Origin of the sequence: Streptomyces sp. NBC_01775, from assembly GCF_035917675.1 — a bacterium.
GTDB lineage: Bacteria > Actinomycetota > Actinomycetes > Streptomycetales > Streptomycetaceae > Streptomyces.
On sequence record NZ_CP109104.1, the window covers coordinates 7,472,943 to 7,495,734 of the forward strand.

The 22,792-nt window shown below is 71.2% G+C and carries 22 protein-coding genes; 15 read left to right on the forward strand and 7 right to left on the reverse strand.

Annotated elements, in window-relative coordinates:
* Positions 1 to 42: 42 nt before the first annotated feature.
* Positions 43 to 1,557, reverse strand: a complete 1,515-nt coding sequence (locus OHB04_RS33215; protein WP_326691333.1) for a metallopeptidase TldD-related protein — start codon at positions 1,555 to 1,557, stop codon at positions 43 to 45.
* The gene (locus OHB04_RS33220; RefSeq protein WP_326808905.1) at positions 1,554 to 3,083 is read right to left on the reverse strand and encodes a TldD/PmbA family protein; all 1,530 of its coding nucleotides are present in this window, start codon (positions 3,081 to 3,083) and stop codon (positions 1,554 to 1,556) included. The genes OHB04_RS33215 and OHB04_RS33220 overlap by 4 nt, the downstream gene beginning before the upstream one ends.
* 196 nt (positions 3,084 to 3,279) lie before the next feature.
* On the opposite strand from OHB04_RS33220, the gene fabG reads away from it, so the two are divergent.
* Together fabG and fabI are read left to right on the forward strand one after the other, a co-directional pair.
* The gene (fabG, locus tag OHB04_RS33225; RefSeq protein WP_326691335.1) at positions 3,280 to 3,984 is read left to right on the forward strand and encodes a 3-oxoacyl-[acyl-carrier-protein] reductase; all 705 of its coding nucleotides are present in this window, start codon (positions 3,280 to 3,282) and stop codon (positions 3,982 to 3,984) included.
* A 2-nt stretch (positions 3,985 to 3,986) separates the two neighbouring features.
* On the forward strand, positions 3,987 to 4,757 hold the full coding sequence (fabI, locus tag OHB04_RS33230) for an enoyl-ACP reductase FabI (RefSeq protein ID WP_326691336.1): 771 nt from the start codon (positions 3,987 to 3,989) through the stop codon (positions 4,755 to 4,757).
* Between the two features lie 228 nt (positions 4,758 to 4,985).
* Here fabI and OHB04_RS33235 read toward each other — a convergent pair whose 3' ends face one another.
* On the reverse strand, positions 4,986 to 5,702 hold the full coding sequence (locus OHB04_RS33235; protein ID WP_326691337.1) for a FadR/GntR family transcriptional regulator: 717 nt from the start codon (positions 5,700 to 5,702) through the stop codon (positions 4,986 to 4,988).
* Between the two features lie 23 nt (positions 5,703 to 5,725).
* On the opposite strand from OHB04_RS33235, the gene OHB04_RS33240 reads away from it, so the two are divergent.
* The 4 genes from OHB04_RS33240 to OHB04_RS33255 all read left to right on the forward strand — a co-directional run bounded on the left by OHB04_RS33240 (position 5,726) and on the right by OHB04_RS33255 (position 8,414).
* Positions 5,726 to 7,255: a CynX/NimT family MFS transporter gene (locus OHB04_RS33240; RefSeq protein ID WP_442815010.1), complete on the forward strand. Its 1,530-nt coding sequence runs from the start codon at positions 5,726 to 5,728 to the stop codon at positions 7,253 to 7,255.
* 17 nt (positions 7,256 to 7,272) lie between these two features.
* A complete protein-coding gene (locus OHB04_RS33245; protein WP_326691338.1) occupies positions 7,273 to 7,389 on the forward strand; it encodes an SGM_5486 family transporter-associated protein in 117 nt (38 codons plus the stop codon).
* Between the two features lie 194 nt (positions 7,390 to 7,583).
* Positions 7,584 to 7,808: a hypothetical protein gene (locus OHB04_RS33250; protein ID WP_326691339.1), complete on the forward strand. Its 225-nt coding sequence runs from the start codon at positions 7,584 to 7,586 to the stop codon at positions 7,806 to 7,808.
* 90 nt (positions 7,809 to 7,898) lie between these two features.
* A complete protein-coding gene (locus tag OHB04_RS33255) occupies positions 7,899 to 8,414 on the forward strand; it encodes a SixA phosphatase family protein (protein ID WP_326691340.1) in 516 nt (171 codons plus the stop codon).
* Between the two features lie 301 nt (positions 8,415 to 8,715).
* Here OHB04_RS33255 and serB read toward each other — a convergent pair whose 3' ends face one another.
* Positions 8,716 to 9,960 carry a phosphoserine phosphatase SerB gene (gene serB, locus OHB04_RS33260; RefSeq protein ID WP_326691341.1) on the reverse strand — a complete coding sequence of 415 codons (1,245 nt, stop codon included), beginning with the start codon at positions 9,958 to 9,960 and terminating at the stop codon, positions 8,716 to 8,718.
* A 395-nt stretch (positions 9,961 to 10,355) separates the two neighbouring features.
* On the opposite strand from serB, the gene OHB04_RS33265 reads away from it, so the two are divergent.
* From OHB04_RS33265 to OHB04_RS33285, 5 genes are all read left to right on the forward strand, one after another.
* Positions 10,356 to 13,070, forward strand: a complete 2,715-nt coding sequence (locus OHB04_RS33265) for an ABC transporter ATP-binding protein/permease (RefSeq protein WP_326808906.1) — start codon at positions 10,356 to 10,358, stop codon at positions 13,068 to 13,070.
* Positions 13,071 to 14,204: 1,134 nt separating this feature from the next.
* Positions 14,205 to 15,395, forward strand: coding sequence for a GAF domain-containing sensor histidine kinase (locus OHB04_RS33270; protein WP_326808907.1), 1,191 nt, complete (start codon positions 14,205 to 14,207; stop codon positions 15,393 to 15,395).
* The gene (locus OHB04_RS33275) at positions 15,388 to 16,023 is read left to right on the forward strand and encodes a response regulator transcription factor (RefSeq protein WP_326691345.1); all 636 of its coding nucleotides are present in this window, start codon (positions 15,388 to 15,390) and stop codon (positions 16,021 to 16,023) included. Before OHB04_RS33270 ends, OHB04_RS33275 begins: the two co-directional genes overlap by 8 nt.
* Before the next feature lie 207 nt (positions 16,024 to 16,230).
* Positions 16,231 to 16,476, forward strand: coding sequence for a chaplin (locus OHB04_RS33280; protein WP_326691346.1), 246 nt, complete (start codon positions 16,231 to 16,233; stop codon positions 16,474 to 16,476).
* Between the two features lie 96 nt (positions 16,477 to 16,572).
* On the forward strand, positions 16,573 to 16,818 hold the full coding sequence (locus tag OHB04_RS33285; RefSeq protein ID WP_326691347.1) for a chaplin: 246 nt from the start codon (positions 16,573 to 16,575) through the stop codon (positions 16,816 to 16,818).
* A gap of 131 nt (positions 16,819 to 16,949) precedes the next feature.
* Here OHB04_RS33285 and OHB04_RS33290 read toward each other — a convergent pair whose 3' ends face one another.
* Positions 16,950 to 17,783 (reverse strand): hypothetical protein, encoded by an 834-nt coding sequence (locus tag OHB04_RS33290; RefSeq protein ID WP_326691348.1) that lies wholly within the window; start codon positions 17,781 to 17,783, stop codon positions 16,950 to 16,952.
* Between the two features lie 105 nt (positions 17,784 to 17,888).
* Between OHB04_RS33290 and OHB04_RS33295 the strand changes: the two genes are divergently transcribed.
* The 4 genes from OHB04_RS33295 (at position 17,889) to OHB04_RS33310 (ending at position 21,037) form a co-directional block, all read left to right on the forward strand.
* Positions 17,889 to 18,680, forward strand: coding sequence for an ABC transporter ATP-binding protein (locus OHB04_RS33295; RefSeq protein ID WP_326691349.1), 792 nt, complete (start codon positions 17,889 to 17,891; stop codon positions 18,678 to 18,680).
* A gap of 21 nt (positions 18,681 to 18,701) precedes the next feature.
* Positions 18,702 to 19,124, forward strand: a complete 423-nt coding sequence (locus tag OHB04_RS33300; RefSeq protein ID WP_326691350.1) for an NfeD family protein — start codon at positions 18,702 to 18,704, stop codon at positions 19,122 to 19,124.
* 74 nt (positions 19,125 to 19,198) lie between these two features.
* A complete protein-coding gene (locus OHB04_RS33305; protein WP_326691351.1) occupies positions 19,199 to 20,170 on the forward strand; it encodes an SPFH domain-containing protein in 972 nt (323 codons plus the stop codon).
* 99 nt (positions 20,171 to 20,269) lie between these two features.
* Complete coding sequence (locus OHB04_RS33310; RefSeq protein ID WP_326691352.1) at positions 20,270 to 21,037, forward strand: sulfite exporter TauE/SafE family protein; 768 nt, start codon at positions 20,270 to 20,272, stop codon at positions 21,035 to 21,037.
* Positions 21,038 to 21,100: 63 nt separating this feature from the next.
* On the opposite strand, the gene OHB04_RS33315 is transcribed toward OHB04_RS33310, so the two are convergent.
* Both OHB04_RS33315 and OHB04_RS33320 read right to left on the reverse strand, forming a co-directional pair.
* A complete protein-coding gene (locus OHB04_RS33315; protein ID WP_326691353.1) occupies positions 21,101 to 21,622 on the reverse strand; it encodes an HNH endonuclease in 522 nt (173 codons plus the stop codon).
* 490 nt (positions 21,623 to 22,112) lie between these two features.
* Positions 22,113 to 22,649, reverse strand: coding sequence for a YbhB/YbcL family Raf kinase inhibitor-like protein (locus OHB04_RS33320; protein WP_326691354.1), 537 nt, complete (start codon positions 22,647 to 22,649; stop codon positions 22,113 to 22,115).
* Positions 22,650 to 22,792: the final 143 nt, after the last annotated feature.

The window sequence follows — 22,792 nt, forward strand, 5'->3', positions numbered from 1 at the left end:
CCGAAGTCTATGCGCCGACCGCCCCCACTCGGACGCCCCCGCTCAGACGCCCCGGCTGACCGAACTCATGTTGAAGTCCGGCACCCGCAGCGGCGGCATGGAGGTGAGGGGGAACCACTCCGCCCACTCCCTGGACAAGGTGCGCTCGGCGCGGCCGGCCTCCGTCGCCCGCGCGAGCAGGTCGACGGGGGACTCGTTGAAGCGGAAATTGTTGACCGTGCCGGTGACCTCGCCGTTCTCGACCAGATGTACGCCGTCGCGGGTGAGCCCGGTCAGCAGCAGAGAGGCGGGATCCACCTCGCGGACGTACCACAGGCTCGTCAGCAGCAGCCCGCGCTCGGTCCCGGCCACCATGTCCTCCAGGGAGGGGGCTTCCAGCGAGGGGGCCTCCAAGGAGGCGGCGGGACGGCCGTCGTCGGCGCACTCCAGCAGCAGGTTCCCGGCGGCGGGGGCGAGCGGCAGGCCGGTGAGCGCGGCGCTGTGCCGGGAGGTGAGCAGCCGGGTCAGCGTGCCCTCCCTGATCCACTCGGTGGGGGCCAGCGGCAGCCCGTTGTCGAAGACCGAGGCGGGGGCGCCGCCCGGACCGCCGCCGCTCGGCGCCTCACCGCCCGAGGCGTACGCCACCAGGAACGGCGCGCTCTCCAGGCCCGGCGCCCACGGATCGCTGCGCAGCGTCAGCGGCAGCCGCGTGAGCCGCTCTCCGACGCGGGTGCCGCCCCGCTCGGCGCTGAAGACGGTTCGGCCCTCCGCCGCGTTGCGCGCCGAGGACGACCATGTCTGGTAGACGAGCAGATCGGCCACGGCGGTCGGCGGCAGCAGCGTCTCGTAGCGCCCCGCCGGAAGCTCCACCCGGCGGCGCGACCACTCCAGCCGCCGGGCGAGCTGGTCGTCCAGCGCCTGGAGCCTCTCCTCCGTCAGCTCGGTGAAGTCCCGTGTGGAGTGGCCCGACCAGGCGGATGCGGTGGTGCCGTCGGGCGCTGGGGCCTTGGCGTTCAGGGTGAAGGTGCCCGAGGGCTGGTCGTGGCGCAGCCGCAGCCCCGTCGAGGTGCCGAGGTAGGTGGACAGCACGCTGTGCCGCGCGTAGCCGTACAGCTCGCGCCCCCGCGCCCCGGCTCGGGCGAACGCCCGTCCGAGAGCGGGGGCCAGCGTGCCGAAGACCGACGGGGACGTCACGACGGGGGGCGCGGTGAAGCGCGGATCCGGCGGCACCCCCTCCACCAGCGGCACCGCGTCCTCGGCCGGGCCCGCCGCACGAGCTGCCGCCTCGGCGGCGCGCACCAGGTCCTCCAGTTCCTCGGGCGTCGCCGCGTTCCGGGACACCACCCCGCAGGCCGCGCCCCGGGCCCCGCCGAAGACCGCGATCACGGTGACGGTCCGGGCCCGGGTGACGCCGTTGGTCGTCAGCGTGTTGCGCGCCCAGCGCAGGTGGACGGTGGAGTGCTCCTCGGCGATCACCACACAGGCGTCGGCACGCGAGAGGCCCAGGGCCCGCTCCACGCTCTCGTACGGCGCCGGCGCCCTGCCGCTGCCCCCGCCCGCTTGCCCGTAACGGCTCATCGGCCCGCCTCCTGTGCGGTGTTGAGGACATTGACGCGGCGGAAGAGCGCCGAGGGACAGCCGTGCGAGACGGGCGCCGCCTGGCCCGGCTGACCCTTGCCGCACACGAAAGAGCCTCCCTGCACATACGTCCCGGGCCCGCCGACCGCCTCCAGCGAGCCCCAGAAGTCGGTGGTCGTCGCCTGGTACGCCACATCGCGCAGCTGTCCCGCCAGCCGTCCGTGCGCGATACGGAAGAAGCGCTGGCCGGTGAACTGGAAATTGAACCTCTGCTGGTCGATCGACCACGAGCGGTCGCCCACCACGTAGATTCCGCGCTCCACCCCGCCGATCAGCTCCTCGGTCGAGGGCCCCTCGGGCGCGGGCGCCAGCGACACGTTCGCCATCCGCTGCATCGGCACATGCGCCGGGGACTGGGCGAAGGCGCAGCCGTTCGACCGGGGGAGGCCCGCCAGCGCGGCGGTACGGCGGTCGAGCTGGTAGCCGGCCAGCACGCCCTCCCGCACCAGGTCCCAGCTCTGCGCGGCCACGCCCTCGTCGTCGTACCCCGTGGTCGCCAGCCCGTGCGGGGCCGTGCGGTCGCCGGTGATCCGCATCGCGGGGGAGCCGTAGCGCAGCGAGCCAAGCCCGTCCGGGGTCGCGAAGGAGGTGCCCGCGTACGCCGCCTCGAAGCCGAAGGCCCGGTCGAGCTCCGTAGCGTGCCCGACCGACTCGTGGATCGTCAGCCACAGGTTGGAGGGATCCACCACCAGGTCGTAGGAGCCCGGCTCCACGCTCGGCGCCCGCAGCTTCTCCGCGAGCAGCTCGGGCATCCGCTCCAGCTCGCCGGCCCAGTCCCAGCCGGTGCCCGTGAGGTACTCCCAGCCGCGCGCGGTGGGCGGCGCCAGCGTCCGCATCGTGTCGAGCCCGCCGGGGCCCTCCTGCGCCACCACCGCCAGCCGCGGCTGGATCCGGACCCGCTGCTGCGTGGTGACGGTCCCGGCCGTGTCCGCGTAGAACTTGCACTCGCGCACCGAGGAGACCCCCGCGTCCACATGGGCCACCCCGGCGGCCGAGAGCAGCGCTCTGCTCCGGCGGGCCAGCAGGTCCACCTTCTCCGTGTCCGGCACCTCGAACGGGTCCCGCTCGTACGAGGAGACCCACTCGCGCTCGCCGTGCGAGGGCTCCCCGGCCAGCTCCACCCGCCCGTGCGCCCCGTACGCCCCCTCCGGCGCGCGCGCCGAGGCCGCCAGCCGGGCCATCTCCACGGCACGCTCCGCCGTGGCCGCCGCCTCCTCGCGCGTCAGGTCCGCCGCCGAGGCGAACCCCCAGGAGCCGTCGTGCACCACGCGTACGGCCAGGCCGCTGGTGGTCGTGTCCGCCGCACCCGCCGTCCGCGCGTCCCGCAGCTCCAGCGAGGCGGTGCGCACCCGCTCCAGCCGGAAGTCGGCGTGCGCGGCACCCAGCGCCGTGGCCCGCGAGAGCGCGGCGTCCGCGAGGGAGCGCAGCGGCAGCGAGGTGAACGTCTCATCCAGAGCAGGGCACATGGCGTCTCCCGTCGGCCGGGCAAGCGATTACGACTGACCACCGCCTCGCAGTGAAGCACGCTCCGCTTTCTGTAGGGACCCCACAGGACGCCGTGCGGGCCCCTGTCCATGCCCGAGTGCCCTCGGCGGACTCCCGCCGGATAGGTTCTCTTATGCGACAGACCACGAAAGCAGAAGCAGAAAGGGTGGTCACAACTTGAGCCGCTCAGTGCTCGTGACCGGGGGAAACCGCGGGATCGGCCTCGCCATCGCCCGGGCCTTCGCCGAGGCAGGCGACAAGGTCGCCGTCACCTACCGCTCCGGCGAGCCGCCCGAGGGCTTCCTCGGCGTCAAGTGCGACATCACCGACCCGGACCAGGTGGAGCGGGCCTACAAGGAGATCGAGGAGAAGCAGGGCGCGGTCGAGGTACTCGTCGCCAACGCCGGGATCACCCGCGACCAGCTGCTGCTGCGGATGTCCGAGGAGGACTTCACCTCCGTCGTCGACACCAACCTCACGGGCACCTACCGGGTGGTCAAGCGCGCCTCCCGCGCCATGCTGCGCGCCCGCAAGGGCCGCATCGTGCTGATCTCCTCGGTCGTCGGGCTGATGGGCCAGGCGGGGCAGGCCAACTACGCCGCCTCCAAGGCCGGTCTTGTCGGGTTCGCCCGCTCGCTCTCGCGTGAGCTGGGCTCGCGCAACATCACCTGCAACGTCGTGGCGCCCGGTTTCGTCGACACCGACATGACCCGCGTGCTCAGCGACGAACAGCGCGCCGACATCGTCAAGCAGGTGCCGCTGGGCCGCTACGCGCAGCCCGACGAGATCGCCTCCTCGGTGCGCTTCCTGGCGTCCGACGAGGCCGCGTACATCACCGGAGCCGTCATTCCCGTCGACGGCGGATTGGGCATGGGTCACTGAACATGAGCGGAATCCTCGCCGGCAAGCGGATCCTTGTCACCGGCGTCATCACCGACGGGTCGATCGCCTTCCACGCCGCGAAGGTCGCCCAGGAGCAGGGCGCCGAGGTCATCCTCACCGGGTTCGGCCGCGTCTCCCTGGTCGAGCGCATCGCCAAGCGGCTGCCCGAGGCCGCGCCCGTCATCGAGCTGGACGTCAGCAACCAGGAGCACCTGGACGGGCTCGCCGACAAGATCCGCGAGCACTGGGGCGCCGACGCGCGGGTGGACGGCATCGTGCACTCGATCGCCTTCGGCCCGCAGGGCGCCTTCGACTTCCTCGGCGCCACGTGGGAGGACGTGAGCACCGCCGTACACGTCTCGGCGTACTCGCTCAAGTCCCTCACCATGGCCTGCCTGCCGCTGATGCACGAGGGCAGCTCGGTCGTCGGCCTCACCTTCGACGCGCAGATCGCCTGGCCGAAGTACGACTGGATGGGCGTGGCCAAGGCGGCCCTGGAGTCCACCAGCCGCTACCTGGCGCGCGACCTGGGGCCCCGGGGCATCCGCTGCAACCTCGTGTCGGCCGGACCGATCAAGTCCATGGCGGCCAAGTCCATTCCGGGCTTCGAGGAGCTGGCCGACGTGTGGAACCACCGCGCCCCCATCGGCTGGGAGCTGTCGGACCCGGACCCGGCGGGCCGCGGTGTCGTCGCCCTGCTGTCGGACTTCTTCCCCCGCACGACGGGTGAGATCGTCCACGTCGATGGCGGCGTGCACATGATGGGCGCGTAACGCCGTTCGGCGGGGGGCGGCGAACGCGGGTGGCCGGTGTCGTCCGCGAGCCCGCCGTACCTCGCCTGATCCGGTTGACCGTCGCCGCGGGGGTTCGCCGCGGCGACGGGTGACGCCGGGACCCGCACGGCCCGCTGCCCGTCCGTACGGAGGCCCTCGCCTCCCGTCGAGCGGGCGGCGGGCCGTTCCCCTTCGAACTCCCGCCCGGCCCCGGGCTGTTCAGTCTCCTTACAGCTCCAGCCCGTGTCCCCACTCCGCCGTGTGCGAGGCCGCCTCCCGCGAGGCGGCCTCGGGGTCGCCCTCGCGGATCGCGTCCAGCAGACCCGTGTGGTCCATGTAGCCCTCGGCGCGCAGTTCGTCGCCCACGTCCTTGCGCAGGAAGGCGCGCAGCACCTCGCCCAGGTCCGCGTACACCGCCGTCAGCACCTCGTTGTGCGAGGCGGACACCACCCCCAGGTGCAGGCTGCCGTCCGCGTCGATGAAGCGGTTCACCTCGCCCGATTCCCACGCGGCCTCGCGCCGCGCCAGCAGCCCGTCGAGCTGCCGCAGATCCGCCTCCGTACGCCGGCGCGCCGCCAGCCGCGCGCCCGCCGTCTCCAGCGCGGAGCGCAGCTCCGCCACGTGGTGCAGGTCCGCGCCCTCGAACCTGCGGTGCATCACGCCCGCCAGCTCGCTGGTCGCCACGACGTAGGTGCCCGAGCCCTGCCGGATGTCCAGCAGCCCGTTGTGCGCGAGGGCACGCACGGCCTCCCGCACCGTGTTACGGGCCACACCCAGCTGCTCCACCAGCTCGGGCTCGGTGGGGATACGGCAGCCGACGGGCCACTGGCCCGAGGTGATCTGCTGGCGCAGCGTCGAGATCACTTGGTCGGCCAGCGGGGCGCGCTGGGGGGCGGAGAGCACGGGCGGGGAGACGGACGGGGAAACGGATTGGCCGCGATTCATCCCATGATTCTATGATGGTGCGCATGGCCACGGCAGACGACAGTGCAGAATCCAGGGATCTCAGGACCCGCACCGCCCCCGAACGCGGCCCGGAGACCCCGGACGCCGCCCGCGAGGCCCATGGGCCAGGCGCCCAGGACGGCGCGGACACCCCGGTGCCCCCGCCGGCGCGGACGGGCGCGGGGCGGACCGGCGGGGGACCGGCGCTCTCTTCCTGGATGTTCCGCCTCCTCGTCGCGGGCCTTGTGATCGCCGCGCTCAACCTGCGACCCGCGATATCCGGGCTCGGCCCGCTGCTGGAGGAAGTGCGCGACGGTCTCGGCATGAGCGGCACCGTCGCCGGGCTGCTCACCTCCGTGCCCCCGCTCTGCTTCGCCGTCTTCGGCGGTCTCGCCCCCCGGCTCGCACGGCGACGGGGCCCCGCCGCCGTGGTGCTGGCCGGCATGGTGGCGATCACGGCCGGACTTGTCCTGCGGCCCTTCGCCGGCGGCACCGGCACCTTCCTGGCCGCGACCGCGCTGGCGCTGGCGGGTATCGCCGTGAGCAACGTGCTGATGCCCGTGATCGTCAAGCAGTGGTTCCCCGACCGCGTCGGCTCCATGACGGGGCTCTACTCCATGGCCCTCGCCCTCGGTACCGCGGGCGCCGCGGCCGTGACCGTGCCCATGACCGACGCGCTGGGCGGCAGTTGGCGCCTCGGCCTCGGCGCCTGGGCCGTGCTCGGTGTCCTCGCCGTCCTCCCCTGGGCCGTGGTGTGCCGCGCCCGCGCGGCACGCTCCCCCGAGTCCGATGCCGCGCAGGAGGCCGTCCCCGAGGAGACGGCGGAGGGCGAGGCGCGCACCGAGAGCCGCACGGGGAGCCGCACCGAGAGCCGCGCCACCTCCCGCCCGGCGGACACCGGCTCGGCGAACCCTGGCCCGGCGGCCACCGGTACGCCTGGTCCGACGGCCACCGGTACGGCGGCGGAGCCCGCGCTGCGCATCGCCAAGTCGCCCACCGCGTGGGCCCTCGGCGTCTTCTTCGGACTCCAGGCGTCCGCCGCCTACATCACCATGGGGTGGCTCCCGCAGATCTTCCGCGACGCCGGCGTCTCCGCCTCGGCCGCCGGGCTGATGCTCGCCGTGACCATGGGCATGGGCGTCCCGCTCTCCTTCGTGCTGCCGAAGATGGCGGCCCGGATGCGGCACCAGGGGCCCCTGGTCTTCGCACTCGGCGGCTGCGGCCTGGTCGGCTACGCGGGGCTGTGGCTGGCCCCGGCGGCGGGTGCCTGGGCGTGGGCCCTGGTGCTCGGGATCTCCAACTGCGCCTTCCCGCTGGCCCTCACCATGATCGGCATGCGCTCCCGCTCGCACACCGGCGTCGCCAAGCTGTCCGCCTTCGCACAGAGCACCGGATACCTCATTTCCATCCCCGGCCCGATCCTCGTCGGAGCCCTGCACGACTTCAGCGGCGGCTGGAATGTGCCGCTGATACTGATGACGGCGCTGATGCTGGCCCAGATGGCGACGGGGCTGCTCGCGGGCCGGGACCGGGTCATCGAGGACGGACGCTGAGTGCGACACTGACTGACATGCCCGTTCTCGAACCCCATCCGCCGAACCCGCAGAAGAAGCTGCTCATGATCTTCGGCGCGATGATCGCCGTCACGGTCGTCATCGGCGTGATCGCCAGCATCGCGGCACCCTGAACCGTCGGTATCGCGCCCCTGACCGGCGGCCGGCCCCCCGGCTTAGTGCTAGCACTACGTCCCCTAGGGGGGCTAGCTCAGGGGTAACTGGGTGGATTACCCGATGGGCCCGCGCCTCGCTTCTCCGTACCTTCGAAGAGCACGAGACCTTCGAAGAGCACGAGCGAAGACCACGGAATCCGGAGGCGAGCCTCATGACGGCCCCCGCGCACCTCACGAGCGACCAGAGCGGGAAGCGCACCTCGGCCGGCGGGGTACAGACCCGGCTGCCGTGGTGGGGCCTGCTGCTTCCCGCCCTCGGCTTCGCCCTGCTGATGGTCCTGCTCGTCGGCGGCGGCCAGGCAGGGGCGGCCACGCACCGCGACCAGAGCCCCGTCCTGGCCTTCTTCGCCCAGGTGCGCGACATATTGCTGGGCTGAGTGCCCACCGGATCACCGTCCGTCACCCGGGCCGGGGAGCTGCCCCAACACCCCGCGACCGTCAGCGCGTTTCGTGCGAAGCTGGGAAACATGAGCGTCGATGTGCCCCGCAATATCGTCCTTCTCCGGCACGCCAAAGCCGACTGGCCACAGGTGGCGGATCACGAACGCCCCCTCGCGGAGAGGGGCCGCCAGGACGCCCCCGCGGCCGGCGAGTGGCTCGCCGGGCACGGCTTCAGTCCGCAACTCACCCTCTGTTCCACAGCGACCCGCACCCGCGAGACATGGAAGCTCGTCGTCCACCAGCTCCCGCACCGCCCCAAGACGGTGTACGAGGACAGGCTCTACGACGCGCCTCCCGGCCAGATCATCGAAGTGATCAACGAAACCCCGGACGAGGTAACGGATTTGCTCGTCATCGGCCACAACCCCGGAATGCAGTCCGTGGCCGAGCTGCTCGTCGGCACCGCTGAGCAGGAGGCGCAGGAGCGGATCTCCCGCGGCTTCCCCACGGCGGCTGTCGCGGTGCTTCGGCACACGGGTTCATGGAAGTCCGTCGAGTCCGGCAGGACCCACCTGACGGAGTTCTGGGCCCCGCACGAGTAGGGCTCTCCTCCCGCCCCTTCTTCGCCCCGTCCCCTTCTCCTTTTTCGCCTCGCGCCCTTCTCCGCCGCGACCTCCATCGCGACGGTGAGGGCCCGACGGAGGATCCCGGCGGCGGACCCCGGCGGTGCCGAACTCGCCCGTCCAGGCAGGCTCGGCACCGCCGGACACGTCGTTCCCGGCCGAGCGCCGTCACGGCGGACGCCGAGCGCCGTCACGGCGGACAGGGCGGTCCCGCCGCGAACGCTGCGGCAGAGAGAGGCCGGCGGCAGAAAGAGGCCGGCGGCAGACAGAGGGGGAGCGGTCAGGCGTGGGTGGCGCCGGGCTCGTCGTCCACGTCGGCTGCCTCGACCTCCTCGCGGGTGACCCCGAGGAGATAGAGCACGGTGTCCAGGAACGGCACGTTGACCGCCGTGTGCGCCTTCTCGCGCACCACCGGCTTGGCGTTGAAGGCCACCCCGAGCCCCGCGGCGTTCAGCATGTCCAGGTCGTTGGCCCCGTCGCCGATCGCGACGGTCTGCGTCAGCGGCACCCCGGCCTCCTCGGCGAACCGCCGCAGCAGCCTGGCCTTGCCCGCGCGGTCGACGATCTCGCCGGTGACCCGTCCCGTCAGCTTGCCGTCCACTATCTCCAGCGTGTTGGCGGAGGCGAAGTCCAGACCCAGCTCGTCCCTGAGCGCGTCCGTCACCTGCGTGAAGCCCCCGGAGACGACGCCCACCTGGTAGCCCAGCCGCTTGAGCGTACGGATCAGCGTGCGCGCGCCGGGAGTCAGCCGGACCTCGTCGCGGACCTTGTCGACCACCGAGGCGTCCAGCCCGGCCAGCAGTTCGACCCGCGCGTGCAGCGACTGCTCGAAGTCCAGCTCGCCGCGCATCGCGCGCGCCGTCACCTCGGCGACCTCGGCCTCGCAGCCCGCGTGGGCGGCGAACAGCTCGATCACCTCGTCCTGGATGAGCGTGGAGTCCACGTCCATCACCACCAGCCGCTGGGCCCGCCGCTGGAGCCCCGAGGCGACCACGGCGACATCCACGCCGTACTTGGCCGCCTCCAGCGCCAGCGAGGTGCGCAGCAGCGACGTCTCCGTCCCCGAGACGTCGAACTCCACGGCGAGCACGGGATATTTCGCGAGCCGGAAGATGCGGTCGATGTTGCCGCCGGTCGCGGTGATGCTGGCCGCTATGGAGGCGGTCGACTCGGCGGTCAGCGGGTGGCCCAGCACGGTGACGTGCGAACGCCCTGTGCCACGCGGGCGGTTGTCGCCGGTGCCGGAGATGATCTCCGCCGTCATGCCCACGGACTCGGCCCAGCTGTGCACGGTCGCGCGCAGCTCACCTTCGGTCCCCGTCCCCGTGGTCGGGGAGGTGACCAGCGCGCACAGCGTGATGCGGCCACGGGTGACGAGCTGCTCGATGTCGACGACCTCCACGGCGAAGGCCGCGAGGGTGTCGAAGAGGCCGGCGGTGATGCCGGGCCGGTCCTTGCCGAAGATCTTGACGAGAAGCGTCGGGGTATCGGCGTACGAAGGAGGCGGGTCCAGGGGTGCGCTCATGGTTCTCTCAACATTACCGTCGCCGGGCCCCACGCCTCTTCACCCCTGTCCACCTGCTGGGACACCCACGGGGATACCCGCGAGAAGAACGGCACAGGAAGGGCGGAAGAGGGAGGGAAAGGGCGGGAAAGGGGCTGGGGAAGGACACGGAAGAGCGACGGACCGGCGCCCGGATAGCGATGGACTGTCCGCATCAGTCAGCATCATTCAGGATCTGTGCGGTTCCGCGTGAGCATCCGCTGTCCAGGCCCGATTCACCCCCCGGCAACAGTCACAGCCTTGCCTCTGTCTTCCGGCCCGGCTTCCTGTCGGACGCCCGGGCCTGGAATAGTTCCCCACGATGTTCGCCATCCCTAGACTCCCTCTGAGCAGGGGGTACCTCGGGGGACAACTTTGTGGGGCATGGAGTGCCGGAACTCGTACTGGAATTGAACGGACAGACCTGGACGCTAGACCCGTCCAGGGCATACACCCTCGGCCGTGATCCGCAGGGGGACATGGTGATCGACGACGCCAGGGTTTCCTGGCGGCATGCCACGGTGCGCTGGGGAGGGCGCAGCTGGGTCATTGAGGACCACGGCAGCACGAACGGCACCTATGTGCAGGGACGGCGGATCCAGCAGTTGGAGCTGGCCCCCGGGATGAACGTCCACCTGGGCAACGCCACCGACGGTCCGCAGCTCGGTTTCTCCGGCGGCGCTGCCGGCGGCCATGCACCGGCCGCCGACCACTACAGCGCCCAGGGAGCAGCACCGGCGCAGCACCACCAGGCCGCGCCCCAGCAGCCCGGCCCCGGTGGCCCCGGCTGGGGTCAGCAGCCCCACCAGCCTCAGCAGCAGCCCGGCTGGCAGCAGCAGGCGCCGCACATGCCGCAGCAGATGCAGCAGGCGCCCCCGCAGCAGTACGCGCCGCAGGCGGCCCCGCAGCAGGCTCCGCCTCAGCAGTACGCCCAGCAGCACCCGCCCGCGCAGCCGCACATGCCGCAGCAGGGCGGCGGCCCCGGCATGCCCCCGATGGGCGGCATGCCCGGCGGCCAGGGCCCGGGCCAGCCCGCCCAGCCCCAGCAGGGCCCGCCGCAGGGCGCCGCGGGTGACCGCAGCCCGACGACCTTCCACCAGCTCTCCCTCGGCCGCATGATGCGCATCGGCCGTGCGCTGGAGAACGAGCTGGTCGTCTCCGACCTCCAGGTCTCCCGGAACCACGCGGAGTTCCACTCCTCGCCCGACGGGCGCTGCGAGATCCGCGACCTGGGCAGCCACAACGGCACGTACATCAACGGTCAGCCGATGCCCAAGTCCGGCACCGCGGTCATCACCCCGCAGGACATCGTCGGCATCGGTCACTCCACCTTCCGGCTGGTCGGCGACCGCCTGGAGGAGTTCGTCGACACCGGCGAGGTCTCCTTCTCGGCCCGCCACCTCACCGTCAAGGTGGACGGCGGCAAGGTGATCCTCAACAACGTCACCTTCGGCGTCCCCGAGAAGTCCCTGATCGGCGTGATCGGCCCGTCCGGCTCCGGCAAGTCCACGCTGCTGCGGGCGCTGACCGGATACCGCCCCGCCGACGTCGGCGAGGTCCTCTACGACAACCGGAACCTGTACAAGCAGTTCGCCGAGCTGCGCCAGCGCATCGGACTCGTTCCGCAGGACGACATCCTCCACAAGGAGCTGAAGGTCCGCACCGCGCTGCGCTACGCGGCCAAGCTCCGCTTCCCCGGCGACGTCGCCGAGGCCGAGCGCAACGCGCGGGTGGAGGAGGTGCTGGCCGAGCTGAAGCTCGACATCCACGCCACCAAGCGCGTCACCTCGCTCTCCGGCGGCCAGCGCAAGCGCGTCTCGGTGGCCCTGGAGCTGCTCACCAAGCCGTCGCTGATCTTCCTGGACGAGCCCACCTCGGGCCTGGACCCGGGCATGGACCGCGACGTCATGCAGCTCCTGCGCGGCATGGCGGACGACGGCCGCACGGTCCTGGTCGTCACCCACTCCGTGGCCGAGCTGCGCCTGTGCGACAAGCTGCTGGTGATGGCCCCGGGCGGCGGTGTGGCCTACTTCGGCCCGCCGGAGGAGGCGCTGAACTTCTTCGGCTACGACTCCTGGGCCGACGTCTTCTCCGCCTTCGAGAACTACCGCGAGTACGACTGGATGGGCCGCTGGCAAGGCTCGCAGCACTACCAGATGTACGCGGCCGAGATCGACGCGGCCCAGCCGCAGCAGGACCCCTACGCGCTGCAACAGCAGCAGGCGATGCAGCCGACGAGACTACAGAAACCGCAAAGCTGGGGCTCCCAGTTGTGGACACTCGTCAGCCGCTACGTCTCGGTGATCTCGGCCGACCGCTCCTTCCTGGTGCTGTCCTTCGTCACACCGCTCATCCTGGGCCTGGTCAGCACCCTGATGCCGTCCGACTACGGCCTGACGGCGCCACCGCTGAAGACCAACCGCGACGCGGGCCCGATCCTGCTGATCCTCGCCATCGGCGCCTGTTTCTCCGGTGCGGCGAACTCGGTACGTGAGCTGATCAAGGAACGGGTGATCTACGAACGGGAACGGGCCACCGGCCTGTCCCGGTCCGCGTACCTGATGTCCAAGGTCATCGTCCTGGCCGTGGTCGCCGCCATCCAGGGCGTGCTGATGTGCGTCGTCGGCTTCTACCCGCGCGACCTGCCCGACGAGGGCCTGCTCATGAACAACCCGGCCTTCGAGATGGCCCTGGTCATGATCGCGCTGGGCGGCACCTCGATGATGTTCGGCCTGATCATCTCCTCGCTGGTGAAGACCTCCGAGAAGACGATGATCCTGCTCGTCCTCTTCGCCGTCATCCAGGTCGTGTTCACCGGCGTGCTCTTCAAGCTCTTCGACAGCCCCGGCGTGGAGCAGTTCGCCTGGCTGATGCCTTCCCGGTGGGCCATCGCGGGCCTGGGCACCACCATCGAGCTGGGCCGGATGATGCCGCAGGACAAGAAGGACCCGACCAACACCGATCCGCTGTGGGAGCACACCCTCAGCCAGTGGACGATCGACGTCGGCATCCTGGTCCTGATGGGCATCCTGTGCGGCTTCGTCGTCATCCGACTGCTGCGCCGCCACGAGCCGGAGATCATGCGCAAGTAACCTCGCGAGCGACCGCGCAAGCGGTCGCGGCTCCGCCGTAGAGCACGGAAGGGCGGCTCCCCTCACAGCAGGGGAGCCGCCCTTCCGTGCTCAGTACGCGCTGTCGGCACGGGCGCGGTCCCCACGAGAGGTAGGGAGCTGCGAACCCGTCACCGGTGAGCCGTCGCGCTGTCCGATGCGGCGGACGAGGAGGGCGGGGAGGACGGCGACGATGACGATGGCGACGACGATGGCGACGACGACGGCGAGGAAGTCGGCGAGGAAGTCGGCGACGAGGACGGGGAGGGCGGGGAGGACGACTGCGACGGCGACGGCGAGGAGGATGGCGACGACGAGGGCGACGACGGCGACGAGGATGCTGACGGCGACGAGGGCGCGGGCGCCTTCCGCCCGGCCGAGTGGCTCGCCTCGGCCGCCGCCTCCCGCCGCCGCTCTGCGGCCTTCGCCTTCCGCGCTGCCTCGGCCGTACGCGCTTTCGCGGCCCGCTTGCGAGCCTCGGCGGCCTTCCGGGCCGGTGCCTCGTCCCGCGCCGCCGCCTTCCGCTTCGCCGCAGCGCTCCGCTGCGCGTCCGTCTCGGCCCGCTCGTCGGCGTGCGCGGATTGCCGGCCGATACTCGCGCGCTGTTCACCCACGCTGTGCCGCGCGGTCTGCCAGGCCACCGGCATGCCGCTCTCGTCGCCGCCCTGCCCCGTCCCGAACCCGAGGGTCAGCGCCGCGACGCCCGCAGCTGCGACAGCGGTGACAGCGGTGACCTTCTGCAGCCGGCTGACGCGGTGCGGCCGACGGTGTCGCCGACGTGGGGCGGGAGCGGACATACGCGACGGACCTCTTTCGTTTCGCGGACCGCGGACCTCTGCGGCGTGCGACATTTCTGAGCGACACGCAATTTGCGGGGCAAAGGTCACCACGCGCGCCCGCTACTAAGCCGCGTCGTGGGACAGCGCCTGGGGAAGCCCATACGCACCCGTCACCGGAAGGTTCACTCCACTAAGCGGCCTCGTAGAAGTCCGACCGCCCTGTGGTGGTCCTCACAGCGTGGGCCGTCTCCGCCGTCGGTCCTAGGACCACCGGACCGCCCGTCGACCGGCCCCTGCCCGATCTCCCGCTCCGGGCCCCGACGGTACGGTGAGCCGCATGGTCCCCCGATCAGGGCTCGCCGCCGTCAGCGCGGCACTGCTCGCCATGAACAGACAGCTGGAGGTGCGCGACGTCCTCCAGACGATCGTCACCTCGGCCCGCGAACTGCTCGGCGCCGAGTACGCAGCCCTCGGCGTCCCGGACGACCACGGCGGCTTCGCCCAGTTCGTCGTCGCGGGCGTGAGCGAGGAGGAGTGGGAGGCCATCGGCCCGTTGCCCCGCCAGCACGGCATCCTCGCCGCGATGCTGCACGAGGCCACCCCGCAGCGCCTCGCCGATGTCCGCAAGGACCCGCGCTTCGGCGGCTGGCCCTCGGCGCACCCGAAGATGGCCGACTTCCTCGGCATGCCCATCGCCGACGGCGAAGAGGTCCTCGGCGCGCTCTTCCTCGCCAACAAACCCCGCTGCTCAGGCCGCCGCGCCGCGTACAAGGCCGTCGAGCGGGCCGAGCGCCCCGCCGCCGACGAGCGGCCCTGCGCCTTCACCGAGGACGACGAGGAACTCCTGCGCAGGCTCGCCCAGCACGCCGCCATCGCGCTGACCAACGCCCGCCTCTACGAGCGCAGCCGGGAGCTGACCATCGCCGGCGAGCGCGCCCGCATCGGGCACGAACTGCACGACGCCGTCTCCCAGAAGCTCTTCTCCCTCCGCCTCACCGCCCAGGCCGCCGCCGCTCTCGTCGACCGTGACCCGGCCCGCGCCAAGGCGGAGCTGCACGAGGTCGCCCGGCTGTCGGCCGAGGCCGTGGACGAGCTGCGCGCCGCCGTCGTCGAGATGCGCCCCGCCGCGCTGGACGAGGACGGTCTCGTCGCCACCCTGCGTACCCAGGCCCAGGTCCTCGACCGCGCGCACACCGCCGAGGTCACCTTCGAGTGCGACGGCGTACGCGCCCTCCCCGCGGCCCAGGAAGAGGCCCTGCTGCGCGTCGCACAAGAGGCACTGCACAACGCCCTGCGGCACGCCGACGCGGCGCACGTGGAGCTGGCCCTCGTACGTCGCGGCCCCGGCGCCGTCCTCGCCGTCACCGACGACGGCACGGGCTTCGACCCGGGCGCCGTGCGCAGCTCGGGCCGCCACCTCGGCCTCGTCTCCATGCGGGACAGGGCGGCGGGTGTGGGCGGCAGGCTGACCGTCCAGTCGGAGCCCGCCAAGGGCACCGTTGTCGAAATGGAGGTGCCCGGTGGCTGACCCGATCCGTGTGCTGCTGGTCGACGATCACCAGGTCGTACGCCGAGGACTGCGCACCTTCTTGGAGGTGCAGGACGACATCGAGGTCGTGGGCGAAGCCTCCGACGGCGACGAGGGCGTGGCCCGCGCCGAGGAACTGCGCCCCGACGTGGTGCTGATGGACGTCAAGATGCCCGGCACCGACGGCATCGACGCCCTCCGGCTGCTGCGCGAGCGCGACAACAAGGCACGCGTCCTCATCGTCACCAGCTTCACCGAACAGCGCACCGTCGTCCCCGCCCTGCGCGCGGGCGCCGCCGGGTACGTCTACAAGGACATCGACCCCGAGGCACTCGCCGGCGCCATCCGTTCCGTGCACGCGGGCCATGTGCTCCTCCAGCCCGAGGTCGCCGGAGCGCTGCTGTCCGACGACCAGGGCGGCAGCGGACGAGGTCCCTCACTGACCGAGCGCGAACGGGAGGTGCTCGGGCTGATAGCGGACGGCCGCTCCAACCGCGAGATCGCCCGCGCCCTCGTGCTCTCGGAGAAGACGGTCAAGACCCACGTCTCCAACATCCTGATGAAACTCGACCTGTCCGACCGCACCCAGGCGGCGCTGTGGGCCGTCCGGCACGGGCTGACGGGCTGACGGGCTGACGGGCTGACGGATCGACGGATCGACGAGGGACGGGCTGATCAGCCGGGAGCGAGCGCGCCGGAGGGTTCCCGTCCGGCCCGAGATTCATACCGTCGTGTGGTCGTCATCTTTTCGGCGCATCCTCTATGCGGATGACCCGTTCTCCATGGCGTGCCGCGGCGGTGTGCCGCGGCGCAGTCCGCTAGAAGGGTCATCACAGTGAAGAACCTGAAGAAGGCCGCCGCCGTGACCATGGCGGCCGGTGGCATCCTCGCCGTGACAGCAGGCGTCGCCTCCGCGACCGGCGGCGCGGGTGCCAACGGCGCCGCGGCCCACTCGCCCGGCGTCGTCTCCGGCAACCTGGTCCAGGTCCCGGTACACGTCCCGGTGAACGCCACGGGCAACAGCGTCAACGTCGTCGGCGTCCTCAACCCGGCCTTCGGCAACCAGTCGGCCAACTTCTGAGGCCACGGCCCTGACCGGCGGCGCACGGCGCCCCGGCACGTTGCTCAACGTGCGAGCCCCCAGCCCGGGTTCGCGAGACTCCACAGAAAGATTCCCATGAAAACTGTCAAGAAAGCCGCCCTGGTCATCGCCGCCGCCGGTGTCGCGGCGGGTGCCTCCACCGGCTCCGCGTTCGCCCACGGCGGTGCCGCCGCCAACGGCTCCGCGACCAAGTCGCCGGGTGTCGGCTCCGGCAACCTGGTCCAGGCACCGGTGCACATCCCGGCGAACGTCTCGGGCAACTCGGTCAGCGTCATCGGCGTGCTCAACCCCGTCTTCGGGAACCACGCGCAGAACTTCTGATTCCGCCTGCGTTCGGGCACACCCACCTCAGCGGGGCCCGCGGACCACCAGGTCCGCGGGCCCCGCTGCTGCCGCGTGGGGGCCGGGCGCCGGCGTGCGGGCGCCAAAGGCCGGAGGCCTGCCCCCGGATGTCAGGGCAGCCCCTCCTCCTGCCGCCGCTCCATCTCCTCCGCGTACGCGTTGTACGCCGCCACCTGCGCACGCCGCGCCGTACGCTCCACGGGCCGCAAGGCCTCGGAGCGCGCGGCCATCTCAGCGGCGCTCACCGCCCCGCCGTGCGCCCTCCCGTCACCACCGTCCCCGTAGGCGATCGACACCAGCGCACCCACCCGCTGCGCCAGCTCCAGCACCCGCACCGCACGCGGCGGATACCCCGGCGCCAGCAGCTGCCGGCCCGCCGCCAGCCGTGCCCGGTACGCCTCCAGCGCCGCGTCGGCCACCGGCCCCGAGCCCGCCACATCCAGCCGCGTCAGCACCTGGGTGGCATCCCGCATCGCCTCCGCCAGCTCCCGCTCCGCCTCGCCCAGCGACGGCACATCCGCCGGCGGCGCCTCCCGCACCGGCAGGCACTCCCACACCACCTCCGTGTGCACGTCCTCCGGCCCGGCACCACCGCCCGGCGGGCCCGACTCGTACACCGCGGGCACCAGCCCCAGCGCCGCGCCGTGCACCAGCACCGCCTCCTCGGCCTCCACGGCCCGCGCGTTGAACTCCGGAGGGCCGCTGAGCCCCAGCGGGTGCCCCGGCACCGGCAGGGCCACCCGCAGCCCCGAGGCGCCCAGCGCCCGCAGCCGTCCAAGTGCGAGCGTCAGGCCCGCCTCGCCGGCATCCGGCTCCGGAAGCAGCATCCGGTGCCGCGTGTCGTCCTCCACGATCCGCTCGACCGCCTCATCGGGCGAGACGAGTCCGGCCAACAGCGCGTTTCCCCAGGCGGCCAACCGCCCCGAGCGAGGTTCCTTGAGCATGAACCAAGCCTAGGGAACGGACGCCGTACACGGTGGCGTAGGTTTTCCCCTGGGGAATGTGCCCACAGGCACTGAAACGCGACTGCAATAGGAGACAACGCGCTCATGAGCGAAGTACTGGAGCTGGTGGACGTATCCGTGGTCCGCGACGGACGTGCTCTGGTGGAAGATGTCTCCTGGTCGGTCAAGGAGGGCGAACGCTGGGTCATCCTCGGCCCCAACGGCGCGGGCAAGACCACCCTGCTCAACCTCGCCTCCAGCTACCTCTTCCCGACCTCCGGCACCGCGTCCGTCCTCGGTGAACGTCTCGGCGCCGTCGACGTGTTCGAGCTGCGCCCGCGCGTCGGCATGGCCAGCATCGCCATGGCCGAGAAGCTGCCCCGCCGCCAGACCGTGCTGGAGACCGTGCTCACCGCCGCCTACGGCATGACGGCCCACTGGCAGGAGAGCTACGAGAAGGTCGACGAGCAGCGCGCCCTCGCCTTCCTCGACCGGCTCGGCATGTCCGACTACCTCGACCGCAAGTTCGGCACCCTCTCCGAGGGCGAGCGCAAGCGCACCCTGATCGCCCGCGCCATGATGACCGACCCCGAGCTGCTCCTCCTCGACGAGCCCGCCGCCGGGCTCGACCTCGGTGGGCGCGAGGACCTCGTGCGCCGCCTCGGACGGCTCGCCCGCGACCCGTACGCCCCCTCCATGCTCATGGTCACCCACCACGTCGAGGAGATCGCTCCCGGCTTCACCCACGTCCTGATGATCCGCCAGGGACAGGTGCTGGCAGCGGGCCCGCTCGAAACCGAGCTGACGTCCCGGAACTTGTCTCTTTGCTTCGGACTTCCGCTGGTCGTCGAGGAGAACAACGGCCGCTGGACGGCACAGGGCCTGCCGCTTCGCTGATCGCGCGCCTACCATGGCCGTGTGGACGCATGGGTCTGGTGGCTCGTAGCCGCCGCAGCGCTGGGAATCCCGCTCATCATCACCGCCATGCCCGAATTCGGGATGCTGGGGGTGGGGGCGGTCGCGGGAGCGGTGACCGCCGGAATCGGCGGGGGGCCCGTGGCGCAGGTCGCCCTCTTCGCAATCGTCTCCGTCGCGCTCATCCTGGTTGTACGCCCCATCGCCCGCCGTGCGCGCACCGAGCGGCCGGCGCTGACGAGCGGGGTCGAGGCGCTCAAGGGCCGCCAGGCGCTGGTGCTGGAGAAGGTCGACGGGCAGGGCGGACGCATCAAGCTGGCCGGCGAGGTCTGGTCGGCACGCGCGCTGGACACGGGGGAGAGCTACGAGCCGGGAAGCCAGGTGGATGTGGTCGAGATCGACGGAGCGACCGCCGTCGTGATGTGATGGCGTGAGCAACCGCATACGAGCGGCAACTCTTATACGCGGCAACCTTCTTGAAGAATGCAGGGGGCAAGGCGATGGACGCCATCATCATCGTCCTGATCATCCTGGTGGTGCTTGTCTTCATCGCACTCATCAAGACGATCCAGGTCATCCCGCAGGCGAGCGCGGCGATCGTCGAACGCTTCGGACGCTACACGCGCACCCTCAACGCCGGCCTCAACATCGTCGTCCCCTTCATCGACACGGTGCGCAACCGCGTCGACCTGCGTGAGCAGGTCGTCCCCTTCCCCCCGCAGCCGGTGATCACCCAGGACAACCTCGTGGTGAACATCGACACCGTCATCTACTACCAGGTGACCGACGCCCGCGCCGCGACGTACGAGGTCGCTAGCTACATCCAGGCGATCGAGCAGCTCACCGTCACCACGCTGCGCAACATCATCGGTGGCATGGACCTGGAGCGGACGCTGACCTCCCGCGAGGAGATCAACGCGGCCCTGCGCGGCGTCCTCGACGAGGCCACCGGCAAGTGGGGCATCCGCGTCAACCGCGTCGAGCTGAAGGCCATCGAGCCGCCCACCTCCATCCAGGACTCGATGGAGAAGCAGATGCGCGCCGACCGTGACAAGCGCGCCGCGATCCTCCAGGCCGAAGGTGTCCGCCAGTCGCAGATCCTCACCGCCGAAGGTGAGAAGCAGTCCGCGATCCTGCGCGCCGAAGGTGAGTCCCGCTCCGCCGCCCTGCGCGCGGAAGGTGAGGCGCAGGCGATCCGTACGGTCTTCGAGTCCATCCACGCGGGCGACCCGGACCAGAAGCTGCTCTCCTACCAGTACCTCCAGATGCTGCCGAAGATCGCCGAGGGCGATGCCAACAAGCTCTGGATCGTGCCCAGCGAGATCGGCGACGCCCTCAAGGGCCTCGGCGGCGCGCTCGACGGCTTCCGCCCCGGCGGCGGCAGCACCCCGAGCGCACCCAGCGTCCCCAGCCCGCCCAGCCCCCCGAGCGTCACCAAGCCCCCTCGCGAGCAGCCCCCGCTCGACTCCTGAGCCGAGCCGGAAAGAGCCTCCCACCGGCCCCGGACCGGCGGCGCCGTCGCCTCTCGGGCATGATCAGTGGCACTGACACCGATCACCGAGGGGCGACGCGTGAGCATCTGGGAGGCACTGGCGGTCTGCGCGGCGGGCATCGCTGCCGGCGGCATCAACACCATCGTCGGCTCCGGAACGCTCATCACCTTCCCCGTGCTCCTGGCGGTCGGCCTCCCTCCCGTCACCGCCAACGTCTCCAACTCCCTGGGCATCGTGCCCGGTTCGGTCAGTGGAGCCATCGGATACCGCAAGGAGCTGCGCGGCCAGCGCACCCGCGTCCTCCGCCTGAGCGCCGTCGCCTTCCTCGGCGCGCTGACCGGAGCGATCCTGCTGATCAACCTGCCGTCCAGCGCCTTCGACATGATCGTCCCGGCGCTGATCGCGCTCGCCCTGGTCCTCGTCATCCTCCAGCCGAAGCTGGCCGAGGCCGTCCGCCGTCGCCGCGAGCGCAACAACACCGAAGCCCACCCCCACGGGGGCCTCCCCCTCCAGGGCGGCATCCTGCTCTCCAGCGTCTACGGCGGATACTTCGGCGCCGCCCAGGGAGTGATCTACCTCGCGCTGATGGGTCTGCTCATCAACGACGACCTCCAGCGCGTCAACGCCGTCAAGAACGTCCTCGGCGCCGTCGTCAACGGCACGGCCGCCGTCTTCTTCCTCTTCGTCGCCGATTTCGACTGGACCGCAGTCCTGCTCATCGCCGTCGGTTCAGCACTCGGGGGCCAGCTCGGCGCCCGTATCGGACGCAAGCTGGCCCCCGGAGTCCTCAGAGCCGTGATCGTGGCGGTCGGCGTCTGTGCCATCGTCCAGCTGCTCCTGCACTGAACGCCCCCCCGATACGGATCACCCGTACGGGTAAGACCGGCTCCCCGACAGCGAAGGGCCCGCTCAGGCCGATGCCGGCAGCGAGGAGGGCAGCGGCAGCCACTCCGGCAGAGACTCACCCTCCTTGAGCCCCAGCGCGAGCAGCAGCGCATCGGCGGGAGTCGGCTCGAACGGCTTGACCAGCAGCTTCATCCCCGCCTGCCCCGGCGTACGGTCGGCCTTGCGGTGATTGTCCGTCGCGCACGCCGCCACCGTGTTCAGCCACGTGTCCCCGCCACCGTGCGAACGGGGGACCAGATGATCGACCGTGGTCGCCCGGCGTCCGCAGTACGCGCACCGGTGCTGGTCCCTGATCAGGACACCCCGCCGCGACCACGGCGCCCGTTGTCGGAAGGGCACTCTTACGTACCGGCGAAGCCTGATCACCTGGGGCACCGGCAGCTCCACATTTGTCGCACGCACCCGCAGGCCGGGATGCGACTGCTCGACGACGGCCTTTTCCCGCATCACGAGCACTACCGCACGCCGCAGCGACACCGTCGACAGCGGCTCGAAGCTCGCGTTGAGGACCAAGGTCTCCCGCATCCCGACCACCTCCCATATGCCTGCCCGCTCCGGCGGCGGGCTGGCACCACTGTGCCCTCGTCTCCGCAGGTCGACAACGCAATTTCCCTACGTTGTACGGCAGATGAAGGGCCCCGTAATGGAGGGGCGCGAATAGCCGAAGAGGAGCGAAACAGTCGAGCGGTCAACCGTACAGGAAGGGACGGAAGAAAGGCATAAGGAAGAAAGGCATAAGCCGGAAATGGCGGACAAAAGCGAAAGGTGAAAGGCAGCCGACGCGGCCGTCCGGCCCCCGGCCGGACTCCGGCAGACGACCGGCGCTGACACGCGCACGACCGCCCCCGCCGCGGTTGATGTACCGCACGCGGTGCCGACTGCCCCTACACACGTTGCGCCGCGCGAAAGGCGCGGCGCAACGGAATTCTTCGGCAAGGACTGCTTCAGGACATGGAAGATCAGGCAGGGCGCGGACGATCCCACCGGGACCCGCCCGGCGCCCGGCCCCTCCGTTTCAGCTCGCGGAGATCTCGTATTCGCTGATCAGATGGCCCCTGGCCAGAGTCTTGAAGCGCAGATTGAAGCCCACGACGGCCGGCGAGGCGTCCGCGTCGGGCCCCAGCTCCTCATTGCCGACCGCGTACACAGTGAAGACATAACGGTGCGGTCCGTCACCCGGAGGCGGCGCGGCCCCGCCGAAATCCCTGGTACCGAAGTCGTTCCGGACATGTACGGCCCCCTGTGGGAGCCCCTTAAGGTCCCCCGTACCGGCGCCCGTGGGCAGCTCCGTCACCGAGACCGGAATGTCGAACACCGACCAGTGCCAGAACCCGCTGCCGGTCGGGGCATCGGGATCGAAGCAGGTCACGGCGAAGCTCTTCGTCCCCTCGGGGAAGCCCTCCCAGCTCAGCTGGGGCGAGGTGTTACCCTCCGCGTACACCTGTGCGGAACCCAGATGGCCGCCGTCCGCCAGGTCATCACTCGTCACCCGGAACGAAGGCACCGGAGGGTGGAAATCATGGGGGAGCGGGCGCCGTTGCTGGTCGGTCACGTCAGAACCTCCTCGTCACGCGAATCGCTGTACCGGCCAGCCTAACGATCCTGACCGCCTCTCTTTGCCACCATGGCGTCGTGCGGCGGCACGCGCAGTACATTCCAGCCCCATGCTCGGCCGTCAGCGCCCTCCGGTGAGTG